Origin of the sequence: Actinocorallia sp. API 0066, from assembly GCF_020991275.1 — a bacterium.
In the GTDB taxonomy this organism is placed as follows: Bacteria; Actinomycetota; Actinomycetes; order Streptosporangiales; family Streptosporangiaceae; genus Actinocorallia.
In genome coordinates, this window is record NZ_JAJLQY010000010.1 from 97,469 (window position 1) to 118,843 (window position 21,375).

Consider the following 21,375-nt stretch of genomic DNA (forward strand, 5'->3'; position numbering starts at 1 on the left):
AGCGCCCCCTTCTGGCTAACGTACGAACAGCTGACCGGCCGCCGACCCCGCCAGGTCGAGCAGCGGCTGGGGCAGCACACCGAGTACCACAGTAGCCGCAAGCCCGAGGGCGACCGCCGCCGCGGTCGCCGGGGCGATGACGACGGACGGCCCGTCCGGCTCGGGTTCGCTGAAGAACATGACGACGATCACCCGGACGTAGAAGAACGCCGCGATGGCCGACGACAGCACACCGACGATGACGAGCGGTGTCGCACCGGCTTCGACGGCGGCGGTGAACACCGCGAACTTCCCGGTGAACCCGCTGGTGAGCGGGATGCCGGCGAACGCCAGCAGGAAGAACGCGAAGATCCCCGCGACGACGGGCGAGCGCCGTCCGAGCCCGGCCCAGCGTGACAGGTGCCCTGCCTCGCCGCCGGTGTCCCGCACCATGGAGACGACGGCGAACGCGCCGATCGTCGTCGCCCCGTAGGCGGCCAGGTAGAACAGCACGGCCGAGAGCCCGGCGGTGGAGGTGGTCACGATGCCCGTCAGCAGGAACCCGGCGTGCGCGACGGACGAGTAGGCCAGGAGCCGCTTGATGTCGGTCTGGGTGATGGCGACGACGGCGCCGACGACCATGGTGAGGATCGCCACGGCCCACATCATCGGCCGCCAGTCCCACCGCATGTTCTCGAACGCGACGTAGAACACCCGCAGCGTCGCCCCGACAGCCGACACGAGCGTGCCGGAGGCCATGAGCGCGGTGACGGGTGTGGGCGCCCCCTGGTAGACGTCGGGCTTCCACGAGTGGAAGGGCACCGCGCCCATCTTGAACAGGAGGCCGACCGCCAGCATCGCGACGCCCACGATCAGCACGATGGACGGCACCTCGACCGGCACCCCGGTGGCCGCACCCGGCCCCGAGCTGACGGCCAGCGCGATGTCGCCGAGCTTGACGCTGCCCGCGTACCCGTAGACGAGCGCGACGCCGAACAGGAAGAACGCCGACGAGAAGGCGCCGAGCAGGAAGTACTTCACCGCCGCCTCCTGGGAGAGGAGGCGACGCCGCCGCGCGAGCCCGCACAGCAGGTACAGCGGCAACGAGAGGACCTCAAGCGCCACGAACATCGTCAGCAGGTCGTTCGCGGCCGGGAACATCAGCATGCCCGCGACGGCGAACAGGGTGAGCGGGAAGATCTCGGTCTGCACCGAGCCCCGCGCCAGGGACTGCGCCTCCGCGTCGCTGCCGGGCAGCGCCGCGCCTTCGGCGACGAACGTCTCCTGCTGCCGGTCGGCGACGAGCAGGAGGCTGAGGATCGCCATGACGAGGATCGCGCCCTGGATGAACAGGGTGGGCCCGTCGATGCCGAGCGCGCCTTCGGCGTCCACGCTGTGCGGTTTCTGGTTGGCCGCGAGAATGGCCAGCCAGACAAGGGCGGAGCCGAGGGTGGCGAACGCGAGCGGGATCTGTACCCGGCCGCGCCAGGTCCGGCCGAAGACCGCCTCGACGAGGACGCCGAGGACGGCGCCGCCGAAGACGATGAGCATCGGCGCGAGCTGGCCGTATTCGAGGTGGGGCGCGCGGAAGTTCTCCGCCGCCAGGATGACGGTGCTCACGGGTTGCCTCCCGGGGCTTCCGCGACGGTGGGTTCAGGGTCGTGTTTCTGCACGACCGAGAGTGTGTGGTCCACCGTGGGGTTGATCACGTTCACGATCGGCCCGGGGAAGAAGCCGAGCAGGACGATGACGGCGAGGATCGGGCCGATCGCGGCGAGTTCCCGCCTGCTGAGGTCGGGGAACGCGCCCTTGCGGCTGATCGCGTCGGCGGTGGGCCCGCCGGCGATCCGCTGGTAGGCCCACAGGACGTACAGGGCGGCCAGCACGATCCCGGACGTGGCGACGATGGCCGCGACCTGGTACCGGGTGAACGTCCCGACGAGCACCATGAACTCCGAGACGAACGTCGAGAGCCCCGGCAGGGACAGCGCCGAGAGGCCCGCGATGAGGAACGTCCCGGCGAGCAGCGGCGCGACCTTCTGGACGCCGCCGTACGCGTCGATCCGGGCCGAGCCGCGCCGGACGATCAGGTAGCCCGCGGCGAGGAACAGCGCGCCCGTGGAGAACCCGTGGTTCACCATGTAGAGGATCGCGCCGGACTGCGCCATGGACGTCATCGCGAAGATGCCGAGCACGATGAACCCGAAGTGGCTGATCGACGTGTAGGCGATGAGCCGCTTCAGGTCGACCTGCCCGATCGCGAGGACTGCCCCGTAGACGATGCTGATCACGGCGAACACGATGACGACGGGTGTCGCCCAGGTCGCGGCGCCGGGGAACAGCTCCAGGCAGAACCGGATCATGCCGTAGGTGCCGATCTTGTCGAGCACGCCGACGATGAGCACGAGCGCGCCCGCCGGGGCCTGCGCGGCGGTGTCCGGCAGCCAGGTGTGCACGGGGAACATCGGCGCCTTGATCGCGAACGCGACGAAGAAGCCGAGGAACAGCCACTTGGCCGTCGCCGGGTCGAGGTCGAGCCCGGTGAGGTCGGTGAGCAGGAACGAGCCGCGGTCGGCGAAGACGTACAGCCCGATGACGGCGACGAGCATGAGGAGCCCGCCGAACAGGGAGTACAGCAGGAACTTCACGGCGGCGTAGGAGCGCTGCGGCCCGCCGAAGATCCCGATGAGGAAGTACACCGGGATGAGGATGGCCTCGAAGAAGACGTAGAAGAGGAAGACGTCGGTCGCCGCGAAGACGCCGATCATCATCGCCTCCATGAGGAGGATCAGCGCGAAGTACGTCTTGGCCGAGCGCTGGCCGACCGCCCCGAGGGGCGCCTTTCCGCCCTTGGCCGCGGCTTCGGCGGCCTTGGCTGCGGCGACCTCCTCGAACGCGCCGCCGTACCTGTCGGCGGCGGTCCAGCTCGCCAGCATGACGAGCGGGACGAGCACGAGCGACATGAGCACGAGGACGAGAGCCATGCCGTCCAGGCCGACCGCCCAGTGGACGCCGAAGTCACGGATCCACCAGTAGGTCTCGGCGAACTGGTAGCGGGCGGTGGACGAGGTGTCCCAGCCCGTCGCCAGGGCGACGCCGAAGATCAGCACGAGCAGCGCGAAGCCGAGGCCGATCTGCTTGGCCAGCTCCTCGCGCCCCTTGGGCAGCAGCGCGACGACGAGCGCGCCGAGCGCGGGAAGGGCGATGAGTGCGGAGAGCATCAGATCCTCACCACCAGGAGTGCGGCGACGAGGATGCCCGCGCCGAGGAACATGGAAAGGGCGTAGGACCGGACGAATCCGGTCTGGAGCCGCCGGACCCGGCCGGAGGTGCCGCCGACGCCGGCGGCGAGGCCGTTGACGACGCCGTCGACGCCCCGGTTGTCGAACCAGACCGACAGGCGGGTGAGCCACTGGCCGGGCCGCATGAGGAGCGACTCGTTGATGGCGTCCCCGTACAGGTCGCGCCGCGCGAACGTGGTGAGCCACGAGCCTCGGGGTGCCTCGCGCGGCACCGGGTTGGCGCCGTACTTGATCCAGGCGATGACGACGCCGATGACGACGAGCGCCAGCGTGACGATGCCGACGGCGCTGAAGTAGTCGTGCTCGGTGTGCGGTGTGCGGGTGACGGGTTCGAGGAAGGCCCCGAACCTGTCGCCGAGCATGAGGAACCCGCCCATGCCGATGGAGCCGAGCGCGAGCACCACGAGCGGCACCCACATGACGGGCGGCGACTCGTGCGGGTGCGCGTCGTCGTCCCAGCGCGCCTTGCCGAAGAACGTCATGAAGATCAGGCGCGACATGTAGAACGCGGTGATGGCCGCGCCGACGATGGTGCAGATCCCGAGGACGGTGTTCTCGTGCCAGGCGGCCTCGATGATGCCGTCCTTGGTGAAGAAGCCCGAGAACGGCGGGACGCCGATGATGGCGAGGTAGCCGAAGAAGAACGTGATGAAGGTGATCGGCAGGATCTTGCGGAGCGCGCCGTACTTGCGCATGTCCACGTCGTCCTTCATCGCGTGCATGACCGAGCCGGCGCCGAGGAACATCCCGGCCTTGAAGAAGCCGTGCGCGATGAGGTGGGCGATGGCGACGACGTATCCGACGGGGCCGAGACCGGCGGCGAGCACCATGTAGCCGATCTGCGACATCGTGGAGCCCGCGAGGGCCTTCTTGATGTCGTCCTTGGCGCATCCGATGATCGCTCCGGCGAGCAGGGTGGCCGCGCCGACGATCGCGACGACGGTCTGGGCCGCGACGGACGCCTCGAAGATCACCCCGGACCTGACGATGAGGTAGACGCCGGCGGTGACCATCGTCGCCGCGTGGATGAGCGCCGACACCGGGGTCGGGCCCTCCATGGCGTCCAGGAGCCAGGACTGGAGCGGGAGCTGGGCGGACTTGCCGCACGCGCCGAGCAGCAGCATCAGCCCGAGCGCGGTCATGACGCCCTGGGAGGCCCCCGACACCTTGCCGAAGACCTCTTCGAAGGCGAGCGACCCGAACGTCGCGACCATGATGCCGAGCGCGATGACGAGGCCGATGTCGCCGACCCGGTTCACCACGAACGCCTTCTTGGCGGCGGCAGCGGCGGTCGGCTTGTGCTGCCAGAAGCCGATCAGCAGGTAGGACGCCAGGCCGACGCCCTCCCAGCCGATGAACAGGCCGAGGTAGTTGTCCGACAGGACCAGCAGCAGCATGGCCGCGACGAACAGGTTGAGGTAGGCGAAGAAGCGACGGCGGTGGGCGTCGTGCGCCATGTAGCCGATCGAGTAGACGTGGATGAGCGTGCCGACGAAGGTGATCAGCAGGACGAAGCTGATGGACAGCTGGTCGAGCAGGATCCCGAGGTCGAAGCTCAGGTCACCGGTCTTGAGGAACTGGTACAGGTGCAGGCTGCGGGCGCGTTCTTCGCCGCCGTAGCCGAGCATCTGCCAGAACATCGCGAAGCCGAGCACGAAGGCGCCGCCGGACAGCAGCGTCGCCAGGTAGTGGCCCCACCTGTCGGTGGCGCGCCCGCCCAGCAGCAGGATCGCGGCGCCCGCCAACGGCAGGACGACGAGCAGCCAGGCGTACGCCTGGAGCCCGGTCGCGGCGAGGGTATGGCTCTCCAATGCCCCGCTCCTAGTACTTCAGCAGGTTCGCGTCGTCGACCGACGAGGACCTGCGGGTTCGGAAGATGGTCATGATGATCGCCAGCCCGACCACGACTTCGGCGGCGGCGACGACCATCACGAAGAACGCGATGATCTGGCCGTCCAGGTTGCCGTGCAGCTTGGCGAAGCTGACGAAGGCGAGGTTGGTGGCGTTGAGCATCAGCTCGACGCACATGAACACCACGATGGCGTTGCGGCGGGTGAGCACGCCGACGGCGCCGATGGTGAACAGGAGCGAGGAGAGGACGAGGTAGTGGCTCACTGCTGGGTCTCCTGCACGGCCTTGAGGTCCTCCTCGATCGCCTCGGCCTCGCTGACGCCGCCGAGGTCGGTGTGCCGTTCCGCGGGGTCGTCGCCGCGGCCGGTGAGGACGGGGTTGAGCGACAGCTCCGAGACGGAGCCGTCGGGCAGCAGCGCGGGCATGTCCACCGCGTTGTGCCGGGCGTAGGTGCCGGACGCGGGCAGGTTGCCCGGGTGCGTCCCGGACTTGAACCGCTCTTCCGACAGCTCCCGCTGCGTCGCCTTGGGCCGGGCCCGTTCCTTGTGCGCCAGCACCATCGCGCCGAGCGCCGCGGTGATGAGCAGCGCGCTCGTCACCTCGAAGGCGAACACGTACCTGCCGAAGATCAGCCGGGCGAGCCCGACGACGTTGCCTTCGGCGTTGGCGGCGGCGAGGCCGACGTCCTCGGAGAAGACGGCCGAGCCGAACCCGAAGACGAGCAGGCCGCCGAAGCCGAGCCCGGCGATCCCCGCCCAGAGCCGCTGCCCGGAGATCGTCTCCACCAGTGAGTCGGTGGTGGAGACGCCGACGAGCATCAGCACGAACAGGAACAGCATCAGCACCGCGCCGGTGTAGACGATCACCTGCACGAGCGCGAGGAACGGCGCGTCCTGGACGGCGTAGAGCGCGGCGAGGCAGAGCATGACGATCGCCAGCAGCAGCGCCGAGTACACCGCCTTCTTCTGGAAGATCATGCCGAGCGCGGCGGCCACGGACACCACCGCGAGGATCCAGAAGGTGACCATCAGAAGTCACCGTCCTTGGCGCCCAGCCCCAGCCGGTAGTAGTCCTCCTCGGTGTCGCCGAGCTCCATCGGGTGCGGCGGCTCGGTCATGCCCTCGCGCAGCGGCGCGAGCAGCATCTCCTTGGTGTAGATGAGGGCTTCCCGGCTGTCGTCGGCCAGCTCGTACTCGTTGGTCATGGTGAGCGCCCGGGTCGGGCACGCCTCGATGCACAGCCCGCACAGGATGCAGCGCAGGTAGTTGATCTGGTAGACGCGGCCGTACCGCTCGCCCGGCGAGAACCTGTCCTCGTCGGTGTTGTCGCCCGCCTCGACGTAGATCGCGTCGGCGGGGCAGGCCCAGGCGCACAGCTCGCACCCGATGCACTTCTCCAGGCCGTCGGGCCAGCGGTTGAGCTGGTGCCTGCCGTGGAAGCGGGGCGCGGTCGGGAGTTTGACCTCCGGGTACTGGACCGTCTCTACCTTGGTGAACAGCTGGTGGAAAGCGACCCCGAACCCCTTGACCGGGTTCAGGAAGTCAGTGAATCCCACTTTCGACCTCCTTCTTCTCGGTCGCGGGCCGCGGGACGGCGCCGTGGTAGTGCGGGGCGTCCAGCGGCGGTACGGGGAACCCGCCGGCGAACGGGTCGGGCTTGACGGCGGTGGGCCGGGCGGGCTCCTGGTCGGCTTCGGCGGCGCGGGCGCGGTCGCGGCGCAGCCGGTCCACCACCACCGAGATCCCGGCGATGATCGCGAGCAGCGCCGAGGTGCCGACGACGAACACCAGCGGGCTGTACCCGGCGTTGCCGAGCGCGCGGAAGGTGGCGATGAGGAGGATCCAGCCGAGCGAGACCGGCATGAGGACCTTCCAGCCGAGCTTCATCAGCTGGTCGTAGCGGACGCGCGGGAGCGCGGCGCGCAGCCAGATGAAGAAGAAGATGAACATCCACATCTTCACCAGGAACCACAGGATGGGCCACCAGCCCTCGTTCGCGCCCGCCCAGAACGTCGAGATCGGGGCGGGGGCCCGCCAGCCGCCGAGGAACAGCGTGGTGGCCAGCGCGGACAGCGTCGCGAGGTTGATGTACTCGGCGAGGAAGAACATCGCGAACTTCAGCGACGAGTACTCGGTGTGGAAGCCGCCGACGATCTCGCCCTCGCCCTCGGGCAGGTCGAACGGGATGCGGCCGGACTCGCCCATCATGGTGATCACGAAGATCACGAACGAGGGCAGCAGCATCACCACGAACCAGCGGTCGTGCTGGGCGGCGACGATCCCGGACGTCGAGAGCGTCCCGGCGAACAGGAACACCCCGACGAACGACAGCGCCATCGCGATCTCGTAGGAGATCACCTGGGCGCTGGAGCGCAGCCCGCCGAGCAGCGAGTAGGGCGACATCGACGCCCAGCCCGCCAGCACGAACCCGTAGACGCCGAGCGACGCCATCGCCAGCACCAGCAGCACCGCGACCGGAAGGTCGGTGCCCTGGAGCGGGGTCTGGTGGCCGAACACCGACACGGTCGGGCCGAACGGGATGACGACGAACGAGATGAACGCCGGGACGGCGGCGATGACCGGGGCCGACCAGAAGACGACCTTGTCGACGCCCGCCGGGACGATGTCCTCCTTCAGCGCCAGCTTGACGCCGTCGGCGAGGCCCTGGAGCAGGCCGAACGGGCCACACCGGTTGGGGCCGACGCGCAGTTGCATCCGGCCGATGATCCGGCGCTCCACCCACATGGACAGCAGCACGGTGAGGACAAGGAAGACGAAGATAGCCAGGACCTTGCCCAGCATCAGCCACCAGGGGTCCTTGCCGAAGTCCGACAGTGTCGGATACGGGTAGTCCTCCATCAGAGCACCCCTCCGATCTTCACGACGCTGCCCGCCGTCGCGCCCAGTTCCTTCAGGACGCGGACGCCGCCGCTGTTGCCGGGCAGCCAGACGACGCCGTCGGGCAGGTCGTCCACCACGAGCGGCAGGGTGACCGCGCCGGTGTCGGTGGAGACCGTCACGAGGCCGGACAGCCGGTTGGCGTCGGCGGTCGCCCGCGACATCCGGGCGACGGCGGGCCGCGCGGTGCCCTTCAGGTGCGGTTCGCCGTCCTGGAGGGAGCCGTCGTCCAGGAGCAGCCGCCAGGTGGCGAGCAGCGCCTCCCCGTCGCCGGGCGTGTAGGTGAACTCGGTGAGGGTGGTCGGCGCCTCGGGCCGCTCGCCCTTGTAGGAGCCGAGTTCGGCCAGCTCGCGCCGCGCGGCGGCGGCGTCGGGCAGGCCCAGGTGGAAGTCGAGCTCGTCGGCGAGCGCGCCGAGCACGGCGAGGTCGGTGAGCGCGCCGGGCACCTTCAGCGCCCGCTCGAAGGACCTGCCGCGGCCCTCCCAGTTGACGAACGTGCCGGCCTTCTCGGCGACCGCCGCGACCGGCAGCACCACGTCGGCGCGGTCGGTGACGGCGCTGGCCCGCAGCTCCAGGCTGACGATGAACGGCGTCCGGTCCAGCGCGGCGAGCGCGAACTCGGGGTCGGCCAGGTCGTAGGGGTCGACGCCGCCGATGACCAGCGCCTCGATGTCGCCGGAGTAGGCGGCGGCGAGGATGTGCTGGGTGTCGCGGCCGGGCGCGTCCGGCACGGAGCTGACGCCCCACACCCGGGCGACCTCGGCCCGCGCGAGCGGGTCGGTGACGGGCCGTCCGATGGGCAGCAGGCCCGGCAGCACGCCCGCCTCGACGGCGCCGCGCTCACCCGACCTGCGCGGGATCCACGCGAGCCGCGCGCCGGTGGACTGGGCGAGCCGCACGACGGCGCTGAGCGCGCCCGGCACCTGCGCGAGCCGCTCGCCGACGAGGATCACCGAGCCGTCGGCGGCGAGTTCCCGCGCCGCCTCGCCGGAGATGCTGAGCGCCTCCGGCTCGCCGCCCGGCGCCGCCTGGAGGAGCCTGGCGTTCAGCTTGGTGAGGCCCCGGCTGGCGAACGGCGCGATCGACAGCACCTTGAGCCCGTGCTTGCGGACGGCCTTGCGCAGCCGCAGGAAGACGGCGGCCGCCTCCTCCTCGGGCTCCAGGCCCGCCAGCAGCACGACGGGAGCCTTCTCCAGATCGGAGAACGACACCTCGATACCGTGCCCTGCCACGCCCCACGCCAGGAAGTCGGCCTCCTCCGCGCTCAGCGGACGGGCCCGGAAGTCCACGTCGTTGGTGCCGAGCGCGATCCGCGCGAACTTCGCGTACGCGTAGGAGTCCTCCAGGGTGAGCCGTCCGCCCGTGAGCACGCCCGCGCGCTTCCAGCCCAGCCCCTCGGCCGCGACGCGCAGCGCCTCCGGCCACGACGCGGGCTCAAGGACGCCGTCCTCGTTGCGGACGAGCGGGTAGCGGAGCCGGTCGGGCTGGGTGGCGTAGGTGAACGCCCACCTTCCCTTGTCGCAGTTCCACTCCTCGTTCACCTGCGGGTCGTCCCCGGCGAGGCGCCGGGTGACCTTGCCGCGCCGGTGGTCGGTGCGCAGCGCGCAGCCCGACGAGCAGTGCTCGCACACCGACGGCGACGACACCAGGTCGAACGGCCGCGCCCGGAACCGGTAGGCGGCGCCGGTCAGCGCGCCGACCGGGCAGATCTGCACGGTGTTGCCGGAGAAGTAGGACGAGAACGGCTCGCCGTCCGCCGTCCCGACCTGCTCCTTGGCGCCGCGCTCGAACAGGTCGATGAACGGGTCGCCGGCGATCTGGTCGGAGAACCGGGTGCAGCGCGCGCACTGGATGCAGCGCTCGCGGTCCAGCAGCACCTGCGACGACAGCGACAGCGGCTTGGCGAACGTGCGCTTGCGCTCGGTGAACCGGGACTCACCGCGCCCGTTGGACATCGCCTGGTTCTGCAACGGGCATTCGCCGCCCTTGTCGCAGACCGGGCAGTCCAGCGGGTGGTTGATGAGCAGGAACTCCATCACGCCCTTCTGCGCCCTGTCGGCGACCGGGGACGTGAGCTGGGTGTTGACGACCATGCCGGCGGCGACCGGGATCGTGCAGGACGCCTGCGGCTTGGGGAAGCCCCGCCCGTTCCCGGCGTCGGGGATGTCGACCAGGCACTGGCGGCAGGCGCCGACCGGGTCGAGCAGCGGGTGGTCGCAGAACCGGGGGATCTGGATGCCGAGCAGTTCGGCGGCCCGGATCACCAGGGTCCCCTTCGGGACGGAGATCTCGAAGCCGTCGATGGTGAGGGAGACGAGGTCCTCCCGGGGAACGACGCCCGTCTCGGAAGTCGCGGTCATTTATGCGCCCCACTTCGTGGACTTGGCGGGGTCGAACGGGCACCCGCCGTGGGTGAAGTGCGCCAGGTACTCCTCGCGGAAGTACTTGATCGACGAGTGGATCGGGCTCGTCGCGCCGTCGCCGAGCGCGCAGAACGACCTGCCGAGGATGTTGTCGGCGATGTCGTTCATCGTGGACAGGTCCTCTTCGGTGCCCTGCCCGGCGTCCAGGCGCTTCAGCATCTGCTTGAGCCAGTAGGTGCCCTCGCGGCACGGCGTGCACTTGCCGCAGGACTCGTGCGCGTAGAAGTCCGTCCACCGGGAGACGGCCCGCACCACGCACGTCGTCTCGTCGAAGATCTGCAACGCGCGGGTGCCGAGCATCGACCCGGCCGCGCCGACCGACTCGAAGTCCAGCGGCACGTCCAGGTGCTCGGCCGTGAAGATCGGGGTGGAGGAGCCGCCGGGCGTCCAGAACTTCAGCTCGTGGCCCTCGCGGATGCCGCCCGCCATCTCCAGCAGTTCGCGCAGCGTGATGCCGAGCGGCGCCTCGTACTGGCCGGGCCTGGTGACGTGGCCGGAGAGCGAGAAGATGCCGAAGCCCTTGGACTTCTCGGTGCCCATCGAGGCGAACCAGTCCGCGCCCCTGCCGACGATCGAGGGAACCGACGCGATGGACTCGACGTTGTTCACCACGGTGGGTCCGCCGTAAAGGCCCGCCACGGCGGGGAAGGGGGGCTTCAGCCTGGGCTGTCCCCGGAACCCTTCGAGCGAGTCCAGCAGCGCCGTCTCCTCGCCGCAGATGTAGGCGCCCGCGCCGGCGTGCACCACGAGTTCCAGGTCAAAACCCGACCCGAGGATGTCGGTGCCGAGGTAACCCGCCTCGTACGCCTCCGCGACCGCCTGCTGGAGCCGCCGGATGACGTGCAGGACCTCGCCGCGCACGTAGATGAACGCCTGGTGCGCGCCGATCGCGAAGGAGCTGATGACGATTCCCTCGACCAGCACGTGCGGGTTCGCGAGCATCAGCGGGATGTCCTTGCACGTCCCGGGCTCGGACTCGTCGGCGTTGACCACCAGGTAGGTGGGTTTGCCGGTGCCCTGGGCGAGGAATCCCCACTTCATGCCGGTGGGGAAGCCGGCGCCGCCACGGCCGCGCAGCCCCGAGTCCTTGACCGCCTCGACGATCGCCGAAGGCTCCATCGTGAGCGCCTGACGCAGGGAGGAGTAACCGCCGTCCCGCTCGTAGCCCGCGAGGGTGAAGGAGTCCGCCTGGTCCCAGTTCCTGGTGAGGACGGGGGTGAGTGTCGTCACGGCGCCTCCCATCCCTTCTCCTTGGCCAGCTCAAGGCCGACCACGGATTCCGGGCCCGCCTGGACGCCCTCGTTCGCGCGTCCGTCGGGGAATCCGGCGAGCACGCGGGACGCCTGCTTGAACGTGCAGAGCGAATCCGGGCCGCGCGTGGGCGGCACCGGGCGTCCGGCGCGCAGGTCGTCGACGAGTCGCTTGGCGGTCTCGGGGGTCTGGTTGTCGTAGAACTCCCAGTTGACCATCATCACCGGGGCGAAGTCGCAGGCGGCGTTGCACTCCAGCCGCTCCAACGACACCTTCCCGTCCTCGGTGACCTCGTCGTGCCCGACGCCGACGTGCTCGCTGAGCGCGTCCCAGATCTCGTCGCCGCCGAGCACCGCGCACAGCGTGTTGATGCACACGCCCACGTGGTAGTCGCCCATCGGCCGCCGCTTGTACTGCGTGTAGAACGTCGCGACGCCGGTGACCTGCGCGGGCGTCACGTCCAACACCGCCGCGCAGAAGTTCACACCCTCCTGCGTCACACACCCGTCCACCGACTGCACCAGGTGCAGCATCGGCAGCAACGCGCTGCGCGTCTTCGGATACCTCGCGATGATCTCCTTGGCGTCCTGCTCCAGACGCTGCCGGGTCTCCACGTCGTACGGGGAGCCCTCAGGGAAGTGGCTGGTGGAACTCAACGGTCGACACCTCCCATCACGGGGTCGAGGGACGCGACGGCGGCGATGACGTCGGCGACGTAACTGCCCTCGCACATCGCGGCCGTTGCCTGAAGGTTGACGAAGGACGGGTCGCGGAAGTGCGCCCGGTGCGGGCGGGTGCCGCCGTCGGACACCACGTGCGCGGCGAGTTCGCCGCGGGGGGACTCCACCGCCGCGTACGCCTGCCCGGCGGGCACCCGGAACCCCTCGGTCACCAGCTTGAAGTGGTGGATGAGGGCCTCCATGGACTCACCCATGATGTGCCCGATGTGGGCCGGCGAGTTGCCCATGCCGTCCGTGCCGATCGCGAGCTGCGCGGGCCAGCCGATCTTCTTGTCCTCGATCATCACCGGGCCGTCCTTCGCCGAGCCCTTGGTGAGCCGCTCCACACACTGCTCGACGATCTTCAGCGACTCCTCCATCTCGGCCATCCGGACGAGATAGCGGCCGTACACGTCGCAGGTGTCCTGCGTGTGCACCTCGAAGTCGTACGTCTCGTAGCCGCAGTACGGCTGCGTCTTGCGCAGGTCCCACGGAAGACCTGCGCTGCGCAGCACCGGGCCGGTGACGCCGAGCGCCATACAGCCCGTGAGGTCGAGGTAGGCGACGTCCTTGGTGCGGGCCAGGTAGACCGGGTTCGCGTCCAGCAGCTTGCGCAACTGCCCGAACCGCTCCGGCATGCGCTCAAGGTAGGCGCGCAGCTTCGCGATCGCGGCAGGCCCGATGTCCTGGGCGACACCACCCGGACGGATGTAAGCCATGTTCATCCGCAGCCCGGTGATCTCCTCGAACAGGTCGAGGGTGTACTCGCGCTCGACGAACCCGTTGAGCATCACCGTCGTCGCGCCCAGCTCAAGGCCGAACGTGGCGATCGCGACGAGGTGCGAGGAGATCCGGTTGAGCTCCATCATCATCACCCGGATGACGTTGGCCCGCTCGGGGATCTTGTCGGTGACGCCGAGCAGCTTCTCCACCGCGAGGCAGTACGCCGTCTCGTTGAAGATCGGCGCGAGGTAGTCCATCCGGGTGCAGAACGTGGTGCCCTGCGTCCAGGTGCGGTACTCCATGTTCTTCTCGATGCCGGTGTGCAGGTAGCCGATGCCGACCCTCACCTCGTCGACGGACTCGCCGTCGAGGGTGAGGATCAGCCGGAGCACGCCGTGCGTCGAGGGGTGCTGCGGGCCCATGTTGACGACGAGGCGCTCGTCGTCGGCCGCGTCCTTGGCGCCCGCGACGACCTCGTCCCAGTCGGACCCGGCGAGGTTGAACACCTTGCCTTCGGCGGTGCCGTCGTCGGTGGCGCCCGCACTGTAGGCGTCGTAGGTGGTGGTCATGAGTACGACCTCCGCTCGTCCGGCGGCGGGACCTCCGCGCCGCGGTACTCGACGGGGATGCCGCCGAGGGGGTAGTCCTTGCGCTGCGGGTGGCCGACCCAGTCGTCCGGCATCTCGATGCGGGTCAGCGCCGGGTGCCCGTCGAAGATGATCCCGAAGAAGTCCCAGGTCTCCCGCTCGTGCCAGTCGGCCGTCGGGTAGACGGAGACGACGGACGGGACGTGCGGGTCGGCGTCCGGGATCGCGACCTCAAGCCGGACCCGCCGGTTGTGCGTCATCGACAGCAGGTGGTACACCGCGTGCAGCTCGCCGCCCTCCTCCAGCGGGTAGTGCACCCCGGAGACGCCCGACAGCAGCTCAAAACGCAGCTCGGGGTTGTCGCGCATGACCGCCGCCACGTCGCGGATCCGCTCGCGTTTGACGAAGAACGTGATCTCGTCCCGGTCCACGACGGTGCGCTCGATGGCGTCGCCCAGACCGGAGCGCTCCATGTGGTCGGCGACGTCGTCGAAGTAGCCGCCGTACGGGCGGGGGGACGAGGCGGCCACCTGACGTCGCACGACAAGACCGCCGTAACCGGAGGTGTCGCCCGTGCTGCCGGCGCCGAACATGCCGCGGCGCGCGACGCCGCCTGTCTCGCTCATGACCGTGCTCCGGACTGCCCGAGCAGCGGCAACTGCCGCAGCTTCGCCTTCTCCAGCTCCTGGATCTGCCGCTCCCGCTGCACGCCCAGCTTGGTGTTCTGGATCTTGTCGTGCAGTTTCAGGATGGCGTCGAGGAGCATCTCCGGACGCGGGGGGCACCCGGGCAGGTAGATGTCCACTGGTACGATGTGGTCAACGCCCTGGACGATCGCGTAGTTGTTGAACATGCCTCCAGAAGAGGCGCAGACGCCCATCGCGATCACCCACTTGGGCTCCGACATCTGGTCGTAGATCTGCCTGAGGACGGGCGCCATCTTCTGGCTCACCCGCCCGGCCACGATCATCAGGTCCGCCTGCCGCGGCGTCGCCGAAGCGCGCTCCATGCCCCACCGGGCCATGTCGTGCCTCGGGTCGCCGGTCGCCATCATCTCGATGGCGCAACAGGCGAGGCCGAACGTCGCGGGCCACACGGAGCTGCGCCGCGCCCAGCCCGCCACCTGTTCGACGGTGCTGAGCAGGAAGCCGCTCGGGAGTTTCTCTTCAAGACCCATGGTGAATCAATCCCACTCCAGGCCGCCGCGCCGCCACACGTAGGCGTACGCGACAAGGACGGTGACGATGAACAGCACCATTTCGACGAGTCCGAAGAGGCCGAGGCGGTCGAACGACGCGGCCCAGGGATACAAGAAGATGATCTCGATGTCGAAGACGATGAAGAGCATCGCCGTGAGGTAGTACTTCACGGGGAACCGGCCGCCGCCTACCGGCTGCGGGGTCGGCTCGATCCCGCATTCGTAGGCTTCGAGCTTGGCCCGGTTCCAGCGTTTGGGGCCGGTGAAGGCAGCCATGACCACCGAGCCGATGGCGAAGGCCGCCGCCAACGCCCCGAGCACGACGATCGGCAGGTAGAGGTCCACGGGATCACACACCCCCCTCAGAGTTCGTGACACAGCTCACCGCTGTGAGCTGTGTCATCCTAGTGAGAACGCGCATTGGTCCGTACCAGTGGGGTTTGCAGTTGTCGGGGCGGGGCAGGTCAGGCCGACGGGGCGATCCGGGTCATCGCGTTGATGACCCGGTCCATCGCGTCTCCCCCGCGCGGATCGGTGAGGTTGGCCAGGAGCTTCAGCGTGAACCGCATCAGCGTCGGATGGGGCAGCCCGTGCCGGGTGGCGAACTTCATCACCCGCGGGTCGCCGATGGCCTTCACGAACACGCGCCCGATCGTGAAGTACCCCCCGTGCTCCTCCTTGAGGATGCGCGGGTACTCGTAGAGCGCCCGTTCCCGCTGTGCGGCGGTCGGGCGGGCCAGCGCCTGCACGATGATGTCGGCGGCCAGGTGGCCGCTCTCCATCGCGTAGTCGATGCCCTCGCCGTTGAACGGGTTGATCATGCCGCCGGCGTCGCCGACGAGCAGCAGGCCCCGGGAGTAGTGCGGCTGCCGGTTGAAGCCCATCGGCAGGGCCGCGCCGCGGACGGGCCCCGTCGCGTGCTCCTCGTCGAACTGCCACTCCGGCGGCATGTTCGCGGTCCAGCGGCGCAGCATCTCGCGGTAGTCGGTGTTCTGGAACGACTTGGACGTGTTCAGCAGGCCGAGTCCGACGTTGGACGTGCCGTTGCCGCAGCCGAACACCCAGCCGTAGCCGGGGAGCAGCTTGTCGCCGTCCCACAGTTCGAGCCACGACTCCAGGTAGTCGTCGTTGTGCCTGGGCGTCTCGTAGTAGCGCCGGACGGCCACGCCCATCGGGCGGTCCTCGCGTTTGCGGATGTCGAGCGCGAGCGCCAGCCGGGCCGAGTTGCCGTCGGCGGCGACGACGAGGGGCGCGCGGTACTCGCGGCCGTCCTTCGTGCGGACGCCGGCGACGCGGTCGCTGCGCTCGTCGATGATCGGCTCGGTGACCGTGGTGCCCTGCATGAGGGTCGCGCCCGCCTTCACGGCGTGCTCCGCGAGGAGGGCGTCGAGGTCCATCCGGGGGCGGACGAGGCCGAAGTCGGGGAACGTCGCGAGCTCCGGCCAGGGCAGTTCGATCTTGACGCCGCCGCCGTAGATCCGCAGGCCCTTGTTCCTGATCCAGCCCGGCGCGTTGATGTCCACGCCCATGGCGATCAGTTGGCGGACCGCGCGGGGGGTGAGGCCGTCGCCGCAGATCTTGTCACGCGGGAAGGTGGCCTTCTCCAGTAGGAGGACCTTCAGGCCCGTCTGCGCGAGGTAGTACGCCGTCGTCGATCCGGCGGGTCCGGCCCCGACGACGATGACATCCGCGGCTTCGGGGGAGTGCTCGCTCAACAGCCGACCTTCTTCGCTCCGCTCAAGTGCGTTTGTGAACAACTTCACAAACTCTCTCGGAAGCGAGGCTACACCCGTGGGCGTTCCCGACGGCAGAGGAGGTCAGCCGCCGTCGGAAATGATCTCCGGCTTCCAGGCGCGGTGGATGGCGGCGACACCAAAGGTGAGGTCGCGCCACTGGGCGCGCTCCCACCCGGCTTCACGCAGCTGGGCGGCGAGCCCGCGCTGGTCGGGCCACCTCAGGGTGGACTCGGCCAGGTAGGTGTAGGAGTCCTTGTTCGAGCTGAACCGGGCCAGGAAGGGCAGGCCCACCTTCAGGTGGAGGCGGTGGCCCGTCCGCAACAAAGGGTTGCCTGGGTGGCTGACCTCACAGATGACGAGTTTTCCGCCCGGTTTGGTGACCCGCAGCAGTTCGCGGAGCGCCGTGTTCACGTCGGCGACGTTGCGGAGGCCGAACGAGATCGTCACCGTGTCGAAGGCGCTGTCGCGGAACGGGAGCCTGAGCGCGTCACCCGCCACGAACGTGAGCCCGGCGGTTCCCTCCTGGCGCCTGGTGCCGACCTGGAGCATGCCGAGCGAGAAGTCGCAGGCGACGACGTCCGCGCCGTCCGCGGCCAGTGCCGCCGCCGACGTTCCGGTGCCCGCCGCGAGGTCGAGCACCCGCTCGCCGCGCCGCGCCGCGACGGCCCGCGCGACGGCCTTCCGCCACACCCGATCCCGCCCACCGGTCATGAGGCTGTTCAGCAGGTCATACCGCTCCGCCGTGTCGTCGAACATCGCGGCGACGTCAGAGGGCTTCTTGTCCAGATCGGCACGGCTCATACCTGCACCTTAGTGCGAGCCCCCCTCTTCTCCCCCGTCACCCCGCCCCCGCTGCGCCCGCTCCGCCACCACCGTGGACACCGCGTCCCGCTGCTTGGACAACACCACATAACTCACGATCCCGGAGATCAACACCGAGAGCGCAAGGTTCAACAACCCCGTGACCCCGATCAAAAACAAGATCGCAGCCGTCGCGGCAAACAACAAAAACCGAGACACCGAATAAGCAAGTACAGAACGCATGGTCCTACGAGGCTACCCCCCACCCCTCCCCCCCTCCCCCCGACCCACCCCCAACACCCGCCGACCCTGCCCGTCGGGAGCCGCCACGCCTCCGACGGGGGAAACGTCAGATGGTGTGCACCAGCGTCAGCGGGGTGGTGCGGTCATAGGGGATCAGGGCTTCGCCTGATCACTTCGATGAGCGACCACATGTTCGAACTCGGGTTCGTACCGGGTGCTGAACCGTCGGCCGCGTGCTTCCGATCCAAGAGGACGGCTCGCCCCTTCGCTGCCTGAAAGTTGTCCGCCAACCGGCCGAGAGCCGCCGGGGGCAGCGCCTTCCCGCACTTGAGGAGGTCCCGGACCTCTCTCTGCACGTCGTATCGGTGGATGTATGTGGGCACATCACGAAAATGGAGAGCGAACCAGAGTTCCACGCACGGGTTGGATATCGCCAGGGAGATTCCGTTCTCCGCAGCCATCTGGATCGCCTGCGGAATCTTGGGATGCTCGTCAATATCGAAGGAGCACCAGTACTCATCGAACGAGTCACCTCTTCCTTTCCTCGCAGACCTCTCATCCGACTTCTTCTGGGATGCGGCCTCCCGCACCAGCGAGAAGGGGTCTGCATGAAAGTCTGCGACCTTGACGATGACCCTTTCCCGGTGGAGACGGGACCAGTGGTTGAGATAAAGGGGTTCGGTCTTCTTCCCCTCAGTGAAGACAAGGATCTGATACTTCTTTGCGGTACTGGTGACCGATCGGTTGAGCCTGCCACGAGTGCGACTCATTCTTCGACCATCCCCACAGCCTTGCTCATCGCCTCCACGAACTCTTCGGTACTGACGATAGGAGTGGCCCCATACCTGCCGGTCAGATACCGACGGCCCACGGCCTCCTCTTTTCTCGGATTCAGGTCCGAGAGCGGATAAAGGCGAGACGATCCGTCGTTGATTTTCTCCACGAACCAAACCTGGTCCCGGCCGATGACCCGGTTCCCCGAGGAGTCACCCAGCAAGGCCGCCTCATGCGAGTTGAAGACGATCTGCGCACCGTGCGGATTCGATTCAGGGTTCTGAAAGGCGCGGACCAACTCGCCCACCAGGACGGGATGGAGACTCGCCTCGATCTCGTCCACCAGCAGGACGGTGCCTGTCGCCAGCGCGGCCGTCACCGGGCCGATGAGGCCGAACCAGACGAGCGTTCCCAGCGACTCGTCGTGGACTTCGAGTTCGACGTCTCCCGCAGTGCCCCGATGGCTGAGCATGAGGCCCGTCTCAGCGAAATCGAAGTCCATCTCCGCGACTTCGGGATCGTCTTCCCTGCCCATAAGAATCATGGCGGCCCGCTGGATACGCTCCATCATCTGCGGGTCTGGTTTGCGGACCCTGGCACCGGTGATTCCGAGGTCGGCCGCGTGCAGGAGAGCCAGTACGTGTTCACGGCTGAACTCAGTGCTGAGAAGATGGGTCGTCGCCACCCATCGTCGCGCACGCGTCGACGCCTCAACCAGTATCAGATTCTGTTCGAACCATTCGTAGAGAGGCAGAAGGTCCGGATGGTCAGTGGCACCAGCCGCGGACAGGAACAGGACGTGTGGCCGCATCAGCGTCTCCACCGTCCGCCCGATCATCCTGTTCCTGGAGCCAAGATCCAGTTCGTCCTTTGACCGGTGAAAAAGAGTGGCGGCCTTTCCCTTGGGGAAGAACCTCGCCCATTCCTCTATCACATGGACGTCATCGACCACAAAACCGTACTCGTACCTGACACCCTCGAGTATCAGGTCGATCTCGTACCGCGACGGCTTTTCCGCCGAAGCGGGATCAAGCTTGAAGTACTCGCGATCGACCTTGGCCCTCCGCGTGCTCGATCGGAACGAACTGACCACCAGGTGCCTCATGTCATGCAGCACCCGGAGCAGGTTGCTCTTACCCGCTGCATTGGCTCCGAAGACTCCGGCGGCGGGCAGCACACGCACCGGATGCCGACCTCCCTGACGCCAAGGAAGTTCCCTCGGCACCCCGGGCTCCGCCAGAGCCGTCGCCATCATCGAGAGATCGATGGCGTCACGGAACGATCGCACGTTCTCAGCACGGAACGCCAACATCATCGACTGAGAGAAGGATGGATGGTCTTGCATAGCCCAACTATTGCGGGAAACCTGCATTTTCTCAAGTATGAGGACTCGCACAGTGTCTAATCATATGATTTTCACTACTTCACACCTCTTTGCCGTGGCCTGGGTCGTCCAGCGCAAGAGAGGGTGGATCAGGCCACCGTGCGAGACCGTGGGGTGTGCGCGGGGAAATCTCCGGTCTGACCGGCCTCCCCACCCGACCCGCCTCGGGCGCTCAATGCCTGCGGGTAGGGGTGGGTGACGATGACCTGCGGCGACTTCCGTAGACGGCCAAGGGACGGGGGTCGGAGAAGGAGAAGGCCCCGAAGACCGACAGTACGAGATCCCAGGAGACCGCGGGCTGCGGGACGAGTACTGGCAGGTGCGAGTGCACCGGGTGTACCAGACGCCCCCACGCGCGGTGGCTGTTCCTGCTCGAAGAGGACGTGCTCTGGTACCGGCTCGGGGCGGTCGCGGGCGAGTCGTTCTCGATGAACGACGCGGACCTCGTCTCCGTGGAGCTGATCAGCGGCTACCTCAACCTCACGACGCCGACAGACGTGTCGACCCCGTCACGGGCGACTGCCTGTTCCAGGGCCGCGTCGTCACCGACCCCGCGGTCCTGGGGTTGACGGGGGGCGGGGTTGGGGAGATGCTTGGTGTATGACAGTTGTACGACAGGGGGGAGGGGCGATGAGCCCGGAAGCGGCGAGGAAGTCGGGGAGGCGGCACAAGCCGTCCCAGGGGCGGGGTGCGGGCAAGCTGGCACAGGTCAGGCTGCGGCCGGAGGAGATGGAGACGTTGCGCGAGACGATGCGCACGTTGAATCTCGGCTCGACCTCGGATGCCCTCCGTGAGGGTCTGCGCCTGCTCACCCTTGAGGCGACGGAGCTCGCGGCGGCCGAGGAGATCCGTGCCTTCTACGCGGGAGCCCCGGCGCCGCTGCCCGACGGCGTGGTTCCTGTCGACGACAGCGAGTTCGAGGCCGTGGACGAGACGGAATGGTGAGTCCCGGCACGGCGCTGCGCGGAGAGGTGTGGGCCTGTGCTCTCCCCGCTCCGATAGGTCCTCATCCGGTGGTCGTCCTCACGGCCAACCGCGTCGCCGGGCCCCTTTCGGCGGTCACGGTCGCGGTGGTCACCGGATCCCCCGGCCCTCCGACCACCCATGTGCCCATCGGAAAGGAAGCGGGGCTCACCAAGTACGACGAGTCCTACGTCAACTGCACGGACCTGCACACCGTCGCGAAGCCGAGGCTGCGCCGCAAGCTGGGCACGCTGGCGCTCGGCGAACTCCGGAGCGTGGAGGCGTCGGTCCGCCTGATCCTCGGACTCCAGACCTGAGACTCTGGCCGGCCTCGCCGGGACGACGGCGGTGGGGGGTTAGGCGAAGAGGGGTCGGGGAGTTCTGGCGGCGGGTTCCGGATGGGTTGTGGGGGTACTACGACGGGGATTCGGGGGCCGGGTCGTGGGAGCCGTGGCGTGTCGATCCGCGGCGGGACGGGCCGGGGGACGGGGTCGAGTTCATCGCCGGGGACTCCGGTGCCGGGTACTGGGTCCGGCGGCGGCCC

Annotated in this window: 21 protein-coding genes; 2 read left to right on the forward strand and 19 right to left on the reverse strand. The window is 68.5% G+C overall.

Annotation, left to right across the window (positions count from 1 at the left end; translation table 11 throughout):
- Nucleotides 1-15: 15 nt before the first annotated feature.
- From nuoN to LO762_RS23890, 19 genes are all read right to left on the reverse strand, one after another.
- On the reverse strand, nt 16-1,530 hold the full coding sequence (gene nuoN, locus LO762_RS23800; RefSeq protein WP_230618448.1) for an NADH-quinone oxidoreductase subunit NuoN: 1,515 nt from the start codon (nt 1,528-1,530) through the stop codon (nt 16-18).
- A gap of 65 nt (nt 1,531-1,595) precedes the next feature.
- Nucleotides 1,596-3,200 (reverse strand): NADH-quinone oxidoreductase subunit M, encoded by a 1,605-nt coding sequence (locus LO762_RS23805; protein WP_230618146.1) that lies wholly within the window; start codon nt 3,198-3,200, stop codon nt 1,596-1,598.
- Nucleotides 3,200-5,092 (reverse strand): NADH-quinone oxidoreductase subunit L, encoded by a 1,893-nt coding sequence (nuoL, locus tag LO762_RS23810; protein ID WP_230618148.1) that lies wholly within the window; start codon nt 5,090-5,092, stop codon nt 3,200-3,202. Before nuoL ends, LO762_RS23805 begins: the two co-directional genes overlap by 1 nt.
- 10 nt (nt 5,093-5,102) lie before the next feature.
- Nucleotides 5,103-5,396 carry an NADH-quinone oxidoreductase subunit NuoK gene (gene nuoK, locus LO762_RS23815; protein WP_230618151.1) on the reverse strand — a complete coding sequence of 98 codons (294 nt, stop codon included), beginning with the start codon at nt 5,394-5,396 and terminating at the stop codon, nt 5,103-5,105.
- Nucleotides 5,393-6,160, reverse strand: a complete 768-nt coding sequence (locus LO762_RS23820; RefSeq protein WP_230618153.1) for an NADH-quinone oxidoreductase subunit J — start codon at nt 6,158-6,160, stop codon at nt 5,393-5,395. The genes nuoK and LO762_RS23820 overlap by 4 nt, the downstream gene beginning before the upstream one ends.
- The gene (gene nuoI, locus LO762_RS23825) at nt 6,160-6,687 is read right to left on the reverse strand and encodes an NADH-quinone oxidoreductase subunit NuoI (RefSeq protein WP_230618156.1); all 528 of its coding nucleotides are present in this window, start codon (nt 6,685-6,687) and stop codon (nt 6,160-6,162) included. Before nuoI ends, LO762_RS23820 begins: the two co-directional genes overlap by 1 nt.
- Nucleotides 6,674-7,990, reverse strand: coding sequence for an NADH-quinone oxidoreductase subunit NuoH (gene nuoH / locus LO762_RS23830; RefSeq protein ID WP_230618158.1), 1,317 nt, complete (start codon nt 7,988-7,990; stop codon nt 6,674-6,676). The genes nuoI and nuoH overlap by 14 nt, the downstream gene beginning before the upstream one ends.
- Nucleotides 7,990-10,389: an NADH-quinone oxidoreductase subunit G gene (locus LO762_RS23835; RefSeq protein ID WP_230618159.1), complete on the reverse strand. Its 2,400-nt coding sequence runs from the start codon at nt 10,387-10,389 to the stop codon at nt 7,990-7,992. The genes nuoH and LO762_RS23835 overlap by 1 nt, the downstream gene beginning before the upstream one ends.
- The gene (gene nuoF, locus LO762_RS23840; RefSeq protein WP_230618161.1) at nt 10,390-11,682 is read right to left on the reverse strand and encodes an NADH-quinone oxidoreductase subunit NuoF; all 1,293 of its coding nucleotides are present in this window, start codon (nt 11,680-11,682) and stop codon (nt 10,390-10,392) included.
- Nucleotides 11,679-12,359, reverse strand: coding sequence for an NADH-quinone oxidoreductase subunit NuoE (gene nuoE, locus LO762_RS23845; RefSeq protein WP_230618163.1), 681 nt, complete (start codon nt 12,357-12,359; stop codon nt 11,679-11,681). Before nuoE ends, nuoF begins: the two co-directional genes overlap by 4 nt.
- A complete protein-coding gene (locus LO762_RS23850; RefSeq protein ID WP_230618165.1) occupies nt 12,356-13,714 on the reverse strand; it encodes an NADH-quinone oxidoreductase subunit D in 1,359 nt (452 codons plus the stop codon). Before LO762_RS23850 ends, nuoE begins: the two co-directional genes overlap by 4 nt.
- Entirely contained in the window at nt 13,711-14,358 is a 648-nt protein-coding gene (locus tag LO762_RS23855; RefSeq protein WP_230618167.1) for an NADH-quinone oxidoreductase subunit C, read from the reverse strand. Before LO762_RS23855 ends, LO762_RS23850 begins: the two co-directional genes overlap by 4 nt.
- On the reverse strand, nt 14,355-14,909 hold the full coding sequence (locus LO762_RS23860) for an NADH-quinone oxidoreductase subunit B family protein (protein WP_230618169.1): 555 nt from the start codon (nt 14,907-14,909) through the stop codon (nt 14,355-14,357). Before LO762_RS23860 ends, LO762_RS23855 begins: the two co-directional genes overlap by 4 nt.
- Before the next feature lie 6 nt (nt 14,910-14,915).
- Nucleotides 14,916-15,275, reverse strand: coding sequence for an NADH-quinone oxidoreductase subunit A (locus LO762_RS23865; protein ID WP_230618449.1), 360 nt, complete (start codon nt 15,273-15,275; stop codon nt 14,916-14,918).
- 119 nt (nt 15,276-15,394) lie between these two features.
- The gene (locus tag LO762_RS23870; protein ID WP_230618171.1) at nt 15,395-16,645 is read right to left on the reverse strand and encodes a geranylgeranyl reductase family protein; all 1,251 of its coding nucleotides are present in this window, start codon (nt 16,643-16,645) and stop codon (nt 15,395-15,397) included.
- Between the two features lie 102 nt (nt 16,646-16,747).
- Nucleotides 16,748-17,467 (reverse strand): demethylmenaquinone methyltransferase, encoded by a 720-nt coding sequence (locus tag LO762_RS23875; RefSeq protein ID WP_230618172.1) that lies wholly within the window; start codon nt 17,465-17,467, stop codon nt 16,748-16,750.
- A 9-nt stretch (nt 17,468-17,476) separates the two neighbouring features.
- The gene (locus LO762_RS23880) at nt 17,477-17,710 is read right to left on the reverse strand and encodes a DUF4229 domain-containing protein (RefSeq protein ID WP_230618175.1); all 234 of its coding nucleotides are present in this window, start codon (nt 17,708-17,710) and stop codon (nt 17,477-17,479) included.
- A 143-nt stretch (nt 17,711-17,853) separates the two neighbouring features.
- Entirely contained in the window at nt 17,854-18,480 is a 627-nt protein-coding gene (locus LO762_RS23885; RefSeq protein ID WP_230618177.1) for an RloB family protein, read from the reverse strand.
- Nucleotides 18,477-19,799 (reverse strand): ATP/GTP-binding protein, encoded by a 1,323-nt coding sequence (locus LO762_RS23890; RefSeq protein ID WP_230618178.1) that lies wholly within the window; start codon nt 19,797-19,799, stop codon nt 18,477-18,479. Before LO762_RS23890 ends, LO762_RS23885 begins: the two co-directional genes overlap by 4 nt.
- A gap of 699 nt (nt 19,800-20,498) precedes the next feature.
- Here LO762_RS23890 and LO762_RS23895 point away from each other — a divergent pair.
- Both LO762_RS23895 and LO762_RS23900 read left to right on the forward strand, forming a co-directional pair.
- The gene (locus tag LO762_RS23895) at nt 20,499-20,813 is read left to right on the forward strand and encodes a hypothetical protein (protein ID WP_230618180.1); all 315 of its coding nucleotides are present in this window, start codon (nt 20,499-20,501) and stop codon (nt 20,811-20,813) included.
- On the forward strand, nt 20,807-21,148 hold the full coding sequence (locus LO762_RS23900) for a type II toxin-antitoxin system PemK/MazF family toxin (protein WP_255687762.1): 342 nt from the start codon (nt 20,807-20,809) through the stop codon (nt 21,146-21,148). The genes LO762_RS23895 and LO762_RS23900 overlap by 7 nt, the downstream gene beginning before the upstream one ends.
- Nucleotides 21,149-21,375 lie beyond the last annotated feature (227 nt).

Excerpts from the sequence above, each read along its gene's own strand:
- LO762_RS23835 (WP_230618159.1), bottom strand. The coding sequence starts at position 10,389 with ATGACCGCGACTTCCGAGACGGGCGTCGTTCCCCGGGAGGACCTCGTC.
- LO762_RS23805 (WP_230618146.1), bottom strand. The coding sequence starts at position 3,200 with ATGCTCTCCGCACTCATCGCCCTTCCCGCGCTCGGCGCGCTCGTCGTC.
- LO762_RS23900 (WP_255687762.1), top strand. The coding sequence starts at position 20,807 with ATGGTGAGTCCCGGCACGGCGCTGCGCGGAGAGGTGTGGGCCTGTGCT.
- LO762_RS23820 (WP_230618153.1), bottom strand. The coding sequence starts at position 6,160 with ATGGTCACCTTCTGGATCCTCGCGGTGGTGTCCGTGGCCGCCGCGCTC.
- LO762_RS23895 (WP_230618180.1), top strand. The coding sequence starts at position 20,499 with ATGAGCCCGGAAGCGGCGAGGAAGTCGGGGAGGCGGCACAAGCCGTCC.
- LO762_RS23875 (WP_230618172.1), bottom strand. The coding sequence starts at position 17,467 with ATGAGCCGTGCCGATCTGGACAAGAAGCCCTCTGACGTCGCCGCGATG.
- LO762_RS23850 (WP_230618165.1), bottom strand. The coding sequence starts at position 13,714 with ATGACCACCACCTACGACGCCTACAGTGCGGGCGCCACCGACGACGGC.
- LO762_RS23880 (WP_230618175.1), bottom strand. The coding sequence starts at position 17,710 with ATGCGTTCTGTACTTGCTTATTCGGTGTCTCGGTTTTTGTTGTTTGCC.
- nuoN (WP_230618448.1), bottom strand. The coding sequence starts at position 1,530 with ATGCTCATCGTCTTCGGCGGCGCCGTCCTCGGCGTCCTCGTCGAGGCG.
- LO762_RS23855 (WP_230618167.1), bottom strand. The coding sequence starts at position 14,358 with ATGAGCGAGACAGGCGGCGTCGCGCGCCGCGGCATGTTCGGCGCCGGC.
- LO762_RS23885 (WP_230618177.1), bottom strand. The coding sequence starts at position 18,480 with ATGAGTCGCACTCGTGGCAGGCTCAACCGATCGGTCACCAGTACCGCA.
- LO762_RS23890 (WP_230618178.1), bottom strand. The coding sequence starts at position 19,799 with ATGATGTTGGCGTTCCGTGCTGAGAACGTGCGATCGTTCCGTGACGCC.
- nuoH (WP_230618158.1), bottom strand. The coding sequence starts at position 7,990 with ATGGAGGACTACCCGTATCCGACACTGTCGGACTTCGGCAAGGACCCC.
- LO762_RS23860 (WP_230618169.1), bottom strand. The coding sequence starts at position 14,909 with ATGGGTCTTGAAGAGAAACTCCCGAGCGGCTTCCTGCTCAGCACCGTC.